The sequence below is a fragment of the Ruminiclostridium cellobioparum DSM 1351 = ATCC 15832 genome (genome assembly GCF_000621505.1).
Classification (GTDB): domain Bacteria; phylum Bacillota; class Clostridia; order Acetivibrionales; family DSM-1351; genus Ruminiclostridium; species Ruminiclostridium cellobioparum.
On sequence record NZ_JHYD01000003.1, the window covers coordinates 110,160 to 122,672 of the forward strand.

General features: G+C 41.8%; 9 protein-coding genes. 4 read left to right on the forward strand and 5 right to left on the reverse strand.

From position 1 onward, the window contains the following. Window positions 1-123: 123 nt before the first annotated feature. From T344_RS0104485 to T344_RS0104495, 3 genes are all read left to right on the forward strand, one after another. Entirely contained in the window at window positions 124-2,388 is a 2,265-nt protein-coding gene (locus tag T344_RS0104485; protein WP_084331114.1) for an AAA family ATPase, read from the forward strand. Between the two features lie 295 nt (window positions 2,389-2,683). Continuing rightward, window positions 2,684-3,583, forward strand: coding sequence for a DUF362 domain-containing protein (locus T344_RS0104490; RefSeq protein ID WP_027627714.1), 900 nt, complete (start codon window positions 2,684-2,686; stop codon window positions 3,581-3,583). Between the two features lie 108 nt (window positions 3,584-3,691). Then, the gene (locus tag T344_RS0104495) at window positions 3,692-4,093 is read left to right on the forward strand and encodes a VOC family protein (RefSeq protein WP_027627715.1); all 402 of its coding nucleotides are present in this window, start codon (window positions 3,692-3,694) and stop codon (window positions 4,091-4,093) included. A 406-nt stretch (window positions 4,094-4,499) separates the two neighbouring features. Here T344_RS0104495 and T344_RS0104505 read toward each other — a convergent pair whose 3' ends face one another. The 5 genes from T344_RS0104505 to T344_RS0104525 form a co-directional block, all read right to left on the reverse strand. After that, window positions 4,500-5,678 (reverse strand): pyridoxal phosphate-dependent aminotransferase, encoded by a 1,179-nt coding sequence (locus tag T344_RS0104505; protein WP_027627716.1) that lies wholly within the window; start codon window positions 5,676-5,678, stop codon window positions 4,500-4,502. A gap of 12 nt (window positions 5,679-5,690) precedes the next feature. After that, window positions 5,691-7,472, reverse strand: a complete 1,782-nt coding sequence (locus T344_RS0104510; RefSeq protein ID WP_027627717.1) for an Rqc2 family fibronectin-binding protein — start codon at window positions 7,470-7,472, stop codon at window positions 5,691-5,693. Window positions 7,473-7,660: 188 nt separating this feature from the next. Beyond that, complete coding sequence (locus T344_RS0104515) at window positions 7,661-8,929, reverse strand: O-acetylhomoserine aminocarboxypropyltransferase/cysteine synthase family protein (RefSeq protein WP_027627718.1); 1,269 nt, start codon at window positions 8,927-8,929, stop codon at window positions 7,661-7,663. A 169-nt stretch (window positions 8,930-9,098) separates the two neighbouring features. Continuing rightward, window positions 9,099-9,284, reverse strand: coding sequence for a hypothetical protein (locus tag T344_RS0104520; RefSeq protein WP_027627719.1), 186 nt, complete (start codon window positions 9,282-9,284; stop codon window positions 9,099-9,101). 199 nt (window positions 9,285-9,483) lie between these two features. Further along, complete coding sequence (locus T344_RS0104525) at window positions 9,484-11,757, reverse strand: sodium-translocating pyrophosphatase (RefSeq protein ID WP_027627720.1); 2,274 nt, start codon at window positions 11,755-11,757, stop codon at window positions 9,484-9,486. A gap of 348 nt (window positions 11,758-12,105) precedes the next feature. Here T344_RS0104525 and T344_RS27590 point away from each other — a divergent pair, with 348 nt between their 5' ends. After that, the gene (locus T344_RS27590) at window positions 12,106-12,507 is read left to right on the forward strand and encodes a DUF4234 domain-containing protein (RefSeq protein WP_051571582.1); all 402 of its coding nucleotides are present in this window, start codon (window positions 12,106-12,108) and stop codon (window positions 12,505-12,507) included. Window positions 12,508-12,513 lie beyond the last annotated feature (6 nt).

Sequence of the window (12,513 nt, forward strand, 5' to 3'; positions counted from 1 at the left end):
TGACATATCTTTATTAAACGTATTATACTTATTTAGTAATTTACTAATTTACTAAATAAGTAATTATCAATTAAACTGCTGCCAATAAAGTTATAGTACGGGCAGTTGGAAAGGGGAAGTGTTTTGAATATAAGAGAAAGTGAATGTAAATATGAATATGAATACATTGATCGGGAATATTATTTGTCTCCGTCAAGGCAATTGACACAGGTTGAAAAAGAATTGATCTGGAAGAAGCCTCGGTCTCACAAGGTCAGTGAGGAAGAGCTCCGTATTTGCAGGGAGATAAAACGGAACTGGGACCGGGGTGAAATGAAAATTGCCAACATCCTGCTGGAAGGTGATGCAGGTTCCGGCAAAACTCAGCTGGCCAAAGCCCTTTCGGCCGATTTTGGTTTGCCTTATACAAAAGTCACATGTTTTGCCGATATGGATAAATCCGATATTATTGGAGCCATCCTGCCGGTTATTTCAGCTGAAAGGCTGGAAAAACTGGAGTCTCAGGATAAAACAGCCTTAAAGGCATTATATGAAAATGACGGTTTCAAAAGTTCAACCGAAATATTGATGGATGTGCTGGGTGTTACCCGGGAGCAGGCTGTTTTAAAAATGAAGCAATTACTGAAACTGGCTGCTGAAAATTCAGAGGGAGATGTTATTGAGTACCGTTTTTATCCGTCGGAAATTGTAAGGGCCTACCAAAAGGGCTATCTGCTTGAAATACAAGAGCCTACCGTCATTCGGGACGCCGCTGTTTTAATGGCGCTTAACTCGGCCCTGGAGCCAGATGGAAGTATAAATCTTCCTACAGAAATAATTCGCAGACATCCTGATTTCATAGCTGTAATTACGACCAACCGCGGTTATGCAGGATGCAGGCCCTTGAATGAAGCACTGCGGGACAGGGTACAGCACACCGAAAAGATGGATTTGCCTGCAAAGGAAGTCATGATAGAACGTGCTGCTGCCAAAACAAATTATAGAAATCAGAAGATACTGGACATGCTGGCAGATGTGATCATTCTTCTTGACAGGACAGCCCGTGCCAATGCCATCAAGGGGGTTGCCGGTATGCGTTCATTTTTTTACTGGGTGGATGCGGTTGCCGGAGGTGCTTCGGCCAGAGAATCACTTTATTACAAAGTAATTTATAAAATAACAACAGATTCGGAAGAAATAAAACTTTTGGAGGAAGCACTTAAAAGTGATGGCTTGTTTGAAGATTTGGAGGAAGCGGATAAATCCATAAAAAAAAAACTGAATTCTGAAGCACTTGAGATACGTACCTGGGACCAAATAGACCATAAGCAGGCTGACCATGGCGACGGCGACAAGGATGAAACCGGGATATTATTAAAGAAGTCAGCCGACAGTGAAAAAAGCTCTTTTGAAACCCCGGATGATTTTCCAAATGAATCGGACGGTGAGGAAAGCACGGATTTAGGCGAGGAGGGCTTACCCGGATATCATCCCGCAGACCCCGACATAATGCTGAAAATTTCAAAAGAAAAAGAGAAGAAAGAGATACGCAGAAAATTGAATCAGGATGCAAGGGAGATTGTTTCCAATTCCATTCATAAAGGGGTAAAATTGATTGTCCACCGTCCGGATTATACCCCGGAGAATCAGCAGGAATACTTTAAATTGAGCAAGGAGCTTATGCCTGTTGTTTCGGAGATTGTGAGAAAAACACTTCCCTTGCTGGAATATGAAATCACCTCTGAATTTTCGGGAAGTCACTATTATGGCAGCAAATTTCAGGCCGGCAGTCTGGCCTACCGGGATTTAAAGTATTTTGCCAAAAAGCGTCCTCCCACCGAAGTTCCGTCCCTGGCAGTAGGACTCAGAATTGATGAATCCGCATCCATGTCGGCTTTTGGGAGACTTGAAGCGGCAAAACGTGCAGTGCTGGCCGTATATGAATTTTGTCAGGCATGCCGTATTCCCATATTGATTTACGGTGACACGGCTGATGCATCCAAATTGGAGCAAATGTCGGTTTTTGCATATGCCGGTATTGACCGGGTGGATTCTGCCGACAGGTTCAGGCTCATGGGGATCAGCGCCAGAAGTAATAACAGGGACGGAATGGCCCTTAGAATAATTGCAGAAAAATTAAATAAGTTAACTCAACACACCAGATTGTTGATCAGCATCAGTGACGGTCGGCCCAAAGCAATGGACAAATATACCGGAGAGTATGCAGTTATGGACATGCAGCAGACAATAGCCGAATATGAACGTAAGGGAGTTAAATTTCTGGCTGCTGCAATCGGGCAGGACAAAGATGTTATCTGCCGGATTTATGGGAAAGAAAGATTTCTGGATATAACAGATTTAAATGAATTTCCTGCAAGACTGGTCAGAATTATAGCACGGTATCTATAAAATTATATAGTAATCCCTAATTCATCTTTACCTGTGTAATACCTGTGTAATTTTTTATATCAAATGGTAACTTCATGAAATAAGGATGCCCCCAAAACAATTACGGTAAATTGTTTTTAACTGTGCGTCTTATTTCATGAAGTTGTACTCGCGTACCAGTTGATTATAATTAAATCAATCTGTAAAGCAAAACAAAATTTCAATTAGCACAACAGGTTAATTTATTCCAGTATCCTCTCATTTATTTGACTACTTTGGGAATAATAAGCCTAAAAGCAAATGGAAAGGAATCAGTATGAGGCAGAGAAAATGGAATAATTCAAATGTAGCCATTACACATAACAGCGATGAGGCTGCAGCTATAAAACAGGCAATTGAGCTGCTGAAAATAACCGAATCCATAAACAGCAGCGACGTAGTGGTTATAACGCCCAACTGGGTGAATAAGAAACAGCCTGATTCTGCAACCGTTGTGGGGCCCGAGAGTTTAAGACAGATTATCAGGATAGTTAAGGACAGAAATCCGAAAAGAATAGTAGTTGCCACAGGAACAGCAGACGGGGAAACAAAGGACGTCATGGATTCTGTCGGATTTGGAAAGGTCATTTCAGACGAGGGCGTAGAGTTTATCGATCTGAATCACGGGCCTTTTGTACGAATTAATTTGAATCACCCGATTGTCACTGCAACCAATTTAAATAAACTATTTGAAGAGGTGACTGTTTTAATTTCATTTACACAGTTAAAACAGCATGAGGAGGCCACAATGTCTGCTGCAATAAAGAACATTGCACTGGGGTGGCCTCCGGCTGATGAACACGGGCAGCCCAAGAAAAATCTTGGAATACACACTGAGCTTCATGGTTTCATATCGGCGATGGCCCAACAGGTTCCCATTGATTTGTCCATTATCAGCGCAAGTCCTGCAATGATAGGAACTGGGCCTTCAAAGGGGATTGCCCGGCATACGGGGCTGGTTGTGGCGGGCTGCGATCCGGTTGCGGCAGATACGGTGGGAGCCAGGCTTTTAGGCTTCAAACCACAGGCTGTGAGATATCTGTTTGAGTGCAGTAACAAGAAAATAGGAGAAAGCGTTATTGAAAATATAAATATAGCGGGTATACCTCTGGTGGAAGCCGAAAATATTTTCAGTCAGGCTGCGTATGGAGATGGACTGGCTATGGATATGAAATAGACGGCTAAAGAAAAGATATGATGTAGATCAAGAAATACGAAATATATAAGGTAAATATATACCATAATATATATTAATTTGCTGATGATTATAAAAAGGAGGATATTGATGAAAAGTATAATTCCAAATATATCGGTAGAAAATTGCAGGGATGCTCTGGAGTTTTATAAATCGGTATTCGGCGGTGAAATAAAAATGGTCAAAACTGCCGATAACAGTGATATGTTTAAAGGGCATGAGGGAAAGATAATGCATTCGGAGCTTCATATTGCTCCAAACTGTATAATGTACTTCACTGATTTGTTTGGTGAAAGGGCCCAGCATACGAATGTACAACTGGTTTTGGAGTTGGATTCCAGGGAACAGATAGAAAAAGTATATGCTGAGCTGGCCAAAGAGGATGCAATCATTATATTTGAACTGCAAAAGACCTTCTGGGGAGCCCATCACGCAGTTCTGAAGGACAAATATGCGGTAACCTGGGGTTTAAACTATACTGAGCTGGGCTGATTATCATAAAATGTTATCCTGAGCAGCAGGTGGAATATATTGTTAAAATGTGTAAAATTTTGCTGGGATGCTGTTGGCCGATTTACAAGTCATGGCAAAAAATGCTAATATTAGATCAATGATATTTGCTTTTTCAAATCAGGACAAATACAGCGGTTATTTACAACTTGGGAAGGACATATGCTGATTATCCATTCTTCAATGTTTCAATAAATTAATCTGCATATTCGGTTTAAAACTCCGGGTTCCTTGACATTACCGGCGCATTTTAAAATTCGTCTGTTATTGCAAATTTTTTGGGTTTGACCCTAAAGAACATTAATTCGAAATAGGCCCTCATGTGAAGGGGATTGACTAATCAAAAATTATAAAAGAATTCTGTTCTTTAGGGAGTACCCATAAAAAATTATTTAAACTCTTTGGCCAGGGCTTCAAAAGCAGGCAGGGAGTTTTTTATAGTTTCAAGACTTACACAGTAGGCCAGTCTGAAATGGCCCGGACAGCCGAACCCTGAGCCCGGAACTATGAGCAGGTTGTACTTGACTGCTCTGTTTTTAAATTCCACATCATCGGCAATAAATGATTTGGGGAACAGATAAAAGGCTCCGTCAGGTTTCACACATTCGTAGCCCAGGCTTGTCAGCCCATTATACAACAAATCTCTTCTTTCTTTGTATATATTGATGTCAACCGTGGAATCAATAGTCCTTGCTATGACTTTCTGGAAAAGAGCGGGGGCATTGACATATCCCAGAACCCTGTTGCAGTATATAAGTCCTCCCATAAGGGTATCAATATCTTCTGCCTCCGGATTTGCAGCTATATAACCCATTCTTTCCCCGGGAAGCGAAAGTGATTTGCTGAAACAGTCAATCATGACAGCGTTTTTGTATATGGTCAATATATTTGGTACGTCAACGTCATAGGCAAGCTTCCTGTAGGGTTCGTCGGATATTATATAAATAGTATGCCCGTATTCTCTTCCTTTTTCCTCAAGTACATTTGCAATGGCCTTTAAAATATCAGCACCGTAAACAACCCCTGTAGGATTGTTTGGAGTGTTGATGAGAATAGCTTTCGTATTGGGTGTGATTTTTGATCTTAACAATTCAGGATCGGGTAAGAAAGTCCTTGAATCAGTATTTACTATTACTGCTTTTCCTCCGTGATTATCAATGTAGGAGGTATATTCAACAAAGTAGGGTGCAAAAATTATAACCTCTTCATCAGGATTCAAAAGAGTTTTTAAAACTACATTAAGAGCTCCGCCGGCTCCCACAGTCATTACCACATTGTTAAAGGTTAGCTGCAGGCCGGTTTCCCTGTTGATTTTACCGGCTATGGTTTCTCTTACCTCGGTATAACCCGCATTGTTCATGTAAAGGTGCATACCCGGCTCTTCGGAATTGGCCAGCTCCCGGAGAGCGGCTTTAACTTCTGCAGGCGGTTCAGGGTCGGGATTTCCAAGAGAGAAATCGTAAACCTTATCTGCTCCGTATATTTTTTTTAATCTTGCACCTTCCTCAAACATGGCCCGTATCATTGAAGAATTAGCCAGTCTGTTGCTGATCTTGTCTGAAATCATTCAAATTCCCCCTTAACGTATTTTTAAATTAATTTTATTTTGAGTTATTTCAAATACTTTTTCTTCCCCGGGTGTTACATTAACTGTTTTAAAGCTCTCGTAAATAACCATTCCGGGTTTGGCTCCGTTTGGTTTTTTAACATTCCTGACAAGGGTATAGTCAACCGGCACATTGGAAGACATTTTGGCACTGCTGTGATAGGCGGCTAAAATAGCAGCTTCCAGCAAGGTTGAGTCAGGCACCTCACGCCGCTCTGCTCTTATTATAACATGTGAGCCGGGAATATTCCTTGTGTGAAGCCAGATATCGCTTGCAGCCGCCAGCTTTAAAGTCAGCAGATCGTTTTGTTTATTGTTTTTGCCCACCAGTATCTGAAACCCGTCGCTTGAGGTAAAATCCAGAGGGGAGGAGGGTTTGTCCTGTTTCTTTTTTGAGTTTCTGGCAGATGCCCGGATATATCCCTGATCTGTGAGCTCCTGCCTGATTTCGTCAATTTCCTGTCTGCTGCTGCAATTCTCCAGCATGGTCTGAACACTTTGGAGGTATTCCAATTCCAAAAACGTATCCTTCAACTGTTGGGTTGCATTTAAATAGGTGCTTTTGGCCTTTGTATACTGTTTGAAATACCTTTGGGCGTTTTCCTGGGCGGATTTATACTCATTTAAAGGTATTTCAACATATTCTTCATTTTCACTGTAATAATTCAAAACCCGTGCAGTTTCACTGCCTGCGGGAATACAGTAAATATTGGCGGTAATCAGTTCTCCGAAAAGCTGAAGTTTTTCCCTGTCTGAAACCTCGCGCAATTTGTCATTGAAAAGGGCAATCTTCTTCTCACAGCGGTCTATACCGTTTTTAATCACCTTTACAATATCGCCCATTTTCTGAGTCAGGCGCTCATTTGTATCCCGCAGGGAATAAAATTCGTCCAGCGCTGAGGACAAAAGCTCATATTTTTTGTATATTGCCGGCTGTTCAGGAACAAAACAATAGAAGTCCAGAGGTTTCAGGAAATTTTTATCCTGATAGATTATACAGGGTTCAAAGCCATTGTTGTTTATCCGAGCAAGATAGTTTTTTAAAGCTGAAATCAAGTTGGCTTTCTGGGCATGGCTTAAAGCAGCAACCGGTGTTTTGGGAGCTACATCCGCAGCCCGGCAAATTTCACGGCAGGTATAGGGACTGAAGCCTTTTATGAGATTTAACAATAAACCTTCAATATGTTTTGCCTCCGAAACCAATGGATGTTCAAAAATCCGTTCCGGAATAATATTCTCCGGAAGTTCCTTATTCTGAGCGGGAGGGAGGAAGTAGGGCCTGGCAGGCATTACCTCCCTGACACTGCTGATATCATTGTCCACATGCTTTACCGAATCAATTATTTTATCTTCGCTGTTGAGCAGAATGATATTACTGTGCTTTCCCATTATTTCAACTACAACTCTTTTTACAGACAGATCACCCAGTTCATTTACTGATTCAATATTAATGGAAATTACCCTCTCATAATCATGAAAGCTTATGTCCAGCAGCTTGCCGCCTGACAGGTGCTTTCTCATGAGCATGCAGAAAACAGGAGGGGTCTGGGGATTTTCTTTTTGTGAAGCCGTAATGTGAAGGCGGGGGTAGTTTGCATTTGCACTTGCAACCAGTCTGTAATTCTGGCTTTTTGAACGAACCAAAAGGACAACTTCGTCTGCTTCGGGCTGAAATACTTTTTCTACTCTGCCTCCGGCCAGCAGATCATTCAATTCATTAACAATACATTTTGTTACTATTCCGTCAAATGGCATTTTAGTTTAAACTCCTATTTTTAAATGACATGATAACTCTTCAAATTTTTAAATTAAACAAAATTCAAAAAATAAGCTGCAATGTTGATTGCAACTTATTTTATCACACTTCAGTTTAGTGCATTCCTGATGGTCTGTAACATCTAAAATGATTATAACATTTAATATTCCAGCAGCCTAGGATTTTTTTAGTCCTCAAGAGCCTGGCGGATATCTTCTATAATATCTTCAACATTTTCAATACCTACCGAAAATCTGATCAGGCCGGGATCAATGCCTGCCAGCACCAGCTGCTCGTCGGACAGCTGCCTGTGTGTGGAGCTTGCCGGGTGGAGAACTGCTGTGCGGCAGTCGGCAACATGAACTACTATGGCGGCCAGCTTCAGCTTGTCCATAAACCTGACCGCAGCTTCCCTGCCTCCCTTGATCCGGAACGATACCACACCGCTGCAGCCCTCCGGCAGATATTTTCCGGCAATATCATGATATGGGTCATCCTTCAGGTAAGGATAGCTGACTGAAAGTATCCTGTCACTTCCCGCAAGGAACCCGGCCACTTTTTCTGCATTCCTGCAGTGACGTTCCATTCTTAAATGCAAGGTTTCCAACCCGATATTCAACAGGAATGCATTATTGGCCGACATATAGCAGCCGAAGTCCCTTATGAGCTGAACCCTGGCTTTGGTTATATAAGCAGCCTTGCCGCAGTCGCGGGTGTAAATCATACCGTGATAGGATTCGTCTGGTTCCGTCAGGCCTGGAAAATTGCCGTTTTCCCAGTTGAAATTGCCGGAATCAACAATGACGCCGCCGACACACAGGGCATGGCCGTCCATGTATTTGGTGGTTGAATGAATTACGATATCTGCGCCATATTCAAAAGGTCTGAGCAGCATTGGCGTAGCAAAAGTATTGTCTATTATCAGCGGCACCTTATTATTATGGGCTATCCTGGCAAATTTCTCAATGTCAAGCACACTGATTTTGGGATTTGCAATGGATTCGCCGAATAAGGCTTTTGTATTATATTGAAATGAATTTTGAATTTCTTCTTCCGAAGCGTCCTGGTCAATAAAGGTGATGCTGATGCCCATTTCACTTAATCTTTTGTCAAAGAGGTTAAGAGTTCCGCCATATATGGTGCTGGAGCATACAAAATGATCACCGGCTTTGCAAATATTCAATATGGACAGAAGAGAGGCAGCCTGGCCCGAGGATGTGCATACTGCGCCAATACCGCCTTCAAGGGCTGCAATTTTGTTTTCTACACATTCCACAGTGGGATTGCTGATTCTTGAGTACATATGTCCGGGCACGGACAGATCAAACAACTTTGCCACATGTTCAGTAGAGTCATATTTATATGTAGTACTTTGATATACAGGTAAAACACGCGGTTCTCCATTTCCCGGCTTATAGCCCTCCTGGAGACATTTGGTTTCTATTTTCCATGTCATTGAAATCACTCCTCACAAGTAATAAAAGTTCTAAAATTTAACATTAGCTTATATTTTATAATACATTGGCGATTTTAACAATATTGGTGTACAAACATATGGGGCTGCAGTGCAAAGCAAGTGGTGACAAAACTTCACACGGCAGTCCCGGATATAATTTCAACAGCCCTCATGGTTTATAGGGATTTTCATTGGTGTGAAACTCCGGTTCATACCAATCATCGATATTCTGATCAATTCTATCTATGGGTTTGATAGTACTGCTGAAACCTATAAACGGATTGTTTGGGATACTGTTAATGATATTGTTTATTCTCTGCGAAACATAGCCGTCGTTTCTTCTTTTATTTCTCATGAAGCATCCTTGCCTTTCTGGCTCACAAAATGTATGGATTTACGGTACTTACCGTGAGCCGGATAAGTCCATTACAACATAAATTCTTTTTAATGCTAGTTTAGGATAATTAAATTGATTTAATACAGGATGTTCCTTCCTTAAAAAATAAAAAAGATACAAAATCCTTTGACGGATTTTGTATCTTTTTTATTTATAATCAAGCAGCGATATTTTCACTATCGGCAGCTTTGGTTTTCTTGAAGCCGCCCTTCTTGGAATAAATGATTGCACCCACTATCAATACGGCACAGATTACAAGTGCTGCCAGCATACCCGGATCGGTACTCTTATACTGTATGAGTATTGGTGCAGCTAAAAGGGAAACGAGATTGATAACCTTTATCATAGGATTGAGTGCGGGGCCTGCCGTATCCTTCAAAGGATCTCCGACGGTATCTCCGACAACAGCCGCCTTATGGCACTCCGAGCCCTTTCCGCCATGGGCGCCATCTTCAATGGTTTTCTTTGCATTATCCCATGCTCCTCCTGAGTTGGCCATGAACACTGCAAGCAGCTGACCTGAAATAATTACTCCTGCAAGGAAGCCCCCCAGGGCCTCAACGCCAAGAAGGATACCTACTACTAATGGAGAAACTACCGCAATGATTGCCAGTCCAAGCAATTCTCTTTGAGCTGCTACGGTGCATATATCAACAGCCTTTTGATAATCCGGCTTTACCTTGCCCTGGAGAAGTCCGGGAATCTTGAACTGCCGTCTGACTTCATTGACGATAAGAGAGGCCGCCCTTGTAACCGAATTGATTATGAGGGAGGAGAACAGCCACGGAATACAGGCACCTATCAGCATACCGATGAAAACGGTAGGACTGGAGATTCTTATACCTGTATCAAATATAGTTTTATCAACGCCCATACCGACCTGTATCTTTGAAACATCTGTGAGGAAGGAGCCGAACAGTGAAACGGCAGCAATAACGGCAGAACCTATGGCAACACCCTTGGTAATGGCCTTGGTTGTGTTTCCGGTAGCGTCGAGGCTGTCCATAACTTTTCTTGAATCCTTGTCCAGTCCTGCCAGTTCACCGATACCATTTGCATTGTCGGCAATTGGTCCGAAGGAGTCCATGGCAACATTGTTTCCGGTAAGGGTAAGCATACCTATACCTGTCATTGCAACTCCATACAGGACATAATGCACATCCTGCCCCCAGAAAATAAGTACTGAGCTTAATATGGTAACTGCAATTACAACTGTTTGCCATACTGCACTTTCAAAACCTTCAGCAAGTCCGCGCAGGATAAGTGTGGCCGAACCGGTTTTTGAAGCACCGGCTATTTCCTTGACAGGCCGGTGGGTTGTATCTGTAAAATGTTTTGTAACCTCATCCAGTGCAACAGCCAGTAAAATACCCACACCCACACAAAGGAAAGCTCTCCATTCATTCATATAGAAGGCTGCCAGTAAAGCGAAAGATGCCAAACTTACCACTGCCGAGGTATAAAAACCTCTGTTTATTGAATTAAGGGCATCGCCCTTTTTGGAGCCTTTTACAAGATAAGTTCCGATTATTGAAGAAAGAACTCCTATTCCTCTGACCAGAAGAGGGAAGATTATCCATTTGAGTTCTCCGGTGATTGAATATAACGAAAGTCCTAAAATCAGGCCGGAAACGATGGTAACTTCATAGGATTCGAAAATATCTGCTGCCATTCCGGCACAGTCACCGACATTGTCACCTACCAGATCGGCTATGACGGCGGCATTTCTGGGGTCATCCTCCGGAATGCCGGCTTCCACTTTACCCACCAGGTCGGCGCCCACATCGGCAGCTTTTGTATATATACCTCCGCCGACTCTCATAAACAGCGCCAGCAGCGTTCCGCCGAAACCAAAGCCCAGCAGCGCATCCGGTGCAGCTATTCCAAGTATGATAAAAATAAGTGTTCCGCCAAGCAGACCCAGGCCATCTGTAAGCATACCTGTTATTGTACCGGTTCTGTATGCTATTTTCAGCGCTTCTCCGAAGCTTCTTCTGGAAGCCGAAGCAACACGGACATTGCCTTCAACAGCCATTCTCATACCGAATTGACCGACAAGTAAAGAGAAGGTCGCACCCATGACAAAAGCGATGGCTCTTGCAAAACCGATTACAATTTTAATTTGGTCTGCATTTAAGTTTGAAAATCTTTTTGTTGCCTCATCACTGGGAGGAACAATGTAGACTGAAAAGAAAAGAAGTACTGTAAGTACTGCAATAAGGGGAAGGATTGATTTCAACTGCCGGCGGAGATAGGCATCGGCGCCGCCTTTGATGGATCCCCAGACTTCCTGCATTTTTTCGGTACCCTTGTCATACTTTAAAACCTGACGGCGAAGCATCAGTGCATATCCTAATCCCAGAAAGGCAATCAACAGTACACACCAGATCCCAAAAGTTTCAAAGCTTGTGGCATTACTTAGACCAGACATAAAACATACACCCTTTCATAATTTATTTATTATATTTATATTGCATTTATAAAAAAAATTATTGATCGGAGATAATGGTTTGGAGTAATATGAAAAAATTGTGCCATATTATACATTCGGTAAAATTATAGAATATCCTTCAATTTTTACGAAGATAAAAAAATTTTTTTTATAGGATATATAGTACCAATAAGTGCTTATTCTGAGTATATATTCCTATTGACCGCAATATTTGTCTTAAAATATAATTTCAAAGTAATGCCTGCAGAAAATGTAAAATCAGATCAATATTTGTCATGGAGTTATAACAATTTATAACTATATAAAAATTTTTATGGAGGTTTTATTATGTTAAAGCAACGTTCTTTTTGGGGTTACATCGGGCTTTGCATTATAACTTTCGGAATATATGGATTGGTGTTTGTCTATAAGATGACCAGTGACATCAATACATTAACAGCAGCCGAAAGTGCGGAAACAAGCCCGGGCTTGGCACTTGTACTTTACATGTTCACAGGAGGTATATATCCGTTGATATGGTATTATCAGCAGGGTCAGAAATTATACGATTCCGGAATGGCAAAGGGAGTAGCTGTAAAGGAGAAGGGATCGTCATATCTGCTATGGATAATCCTTGGTGCTTTCCTGATCGGTTTGGGACCGCTGATTGCACTTGCAAAATTTATAAAGAATTACAACAGTTTGGTTCTTATATATAACAACAAAGTTGTTACAGGAGCTAACGCTTAACTACAG

Excerpts from the sequence above, each read along its gene's own strand:
- T344_RS0104490 (WP_027627714.1), top strand. The coding sequence starts at position 2,684 with ATGAGGCAGAGAAAATGGAATAATTCAAATGTAGCCATTACACATAAC.
- T344_RS0104495 (WP_027627715.1), top strand. The coding sequence starts at position 3,692 with ATGAAAAGTATAATTCCAAATATATCGGTAGAAAATTGCAGGGATGCT.
- T344_RS0104505 (WP_027627716.1), bottom strand. The coding sequence starts at position 5,678 with ATGATTTCAGACAAGATCAGCAACAGACTGGCTAATTCTTCAATGATA.
- T344_RS0104510 (WP_027627717.1), bottom strand. The coding sequence starts at position 7,472 with ATGCCATTTGACGGAATAGTAACAAAATGTATTGTTAATGAATTGAAT.
- T344_RS0104515 (WP_027627718.1), bottom strand. The coding sequence starts at position 8,929 with ATGACATGGAAAATAGAAACCAAATGTCTCCAGGAGGGCTATAAGCCG.
- T344_RS0104520 (WP_027627719.1), bottom strand. The coding sequence starts at position 9,284 with ATGAGAAATAAAAGAAGAAACGACGGCTATGTTTCGCAGAGAATAAAC.
- T344_RS0104525 (WP_027627720.1), bottom strand. The coding sequence starts at position 11,757 with ATGTCTGGTCTAAGTAATGCCACAAGCTTTGAAACTTTTGGGATCTGG.
- T344_RS27590 (WP_051571582.1), top strand. The coding sequence starts at position 12,106 with ATGTTAAAGCAACGTTCTTTTTGGGGTTACATCGGGCTTTGCATTATA.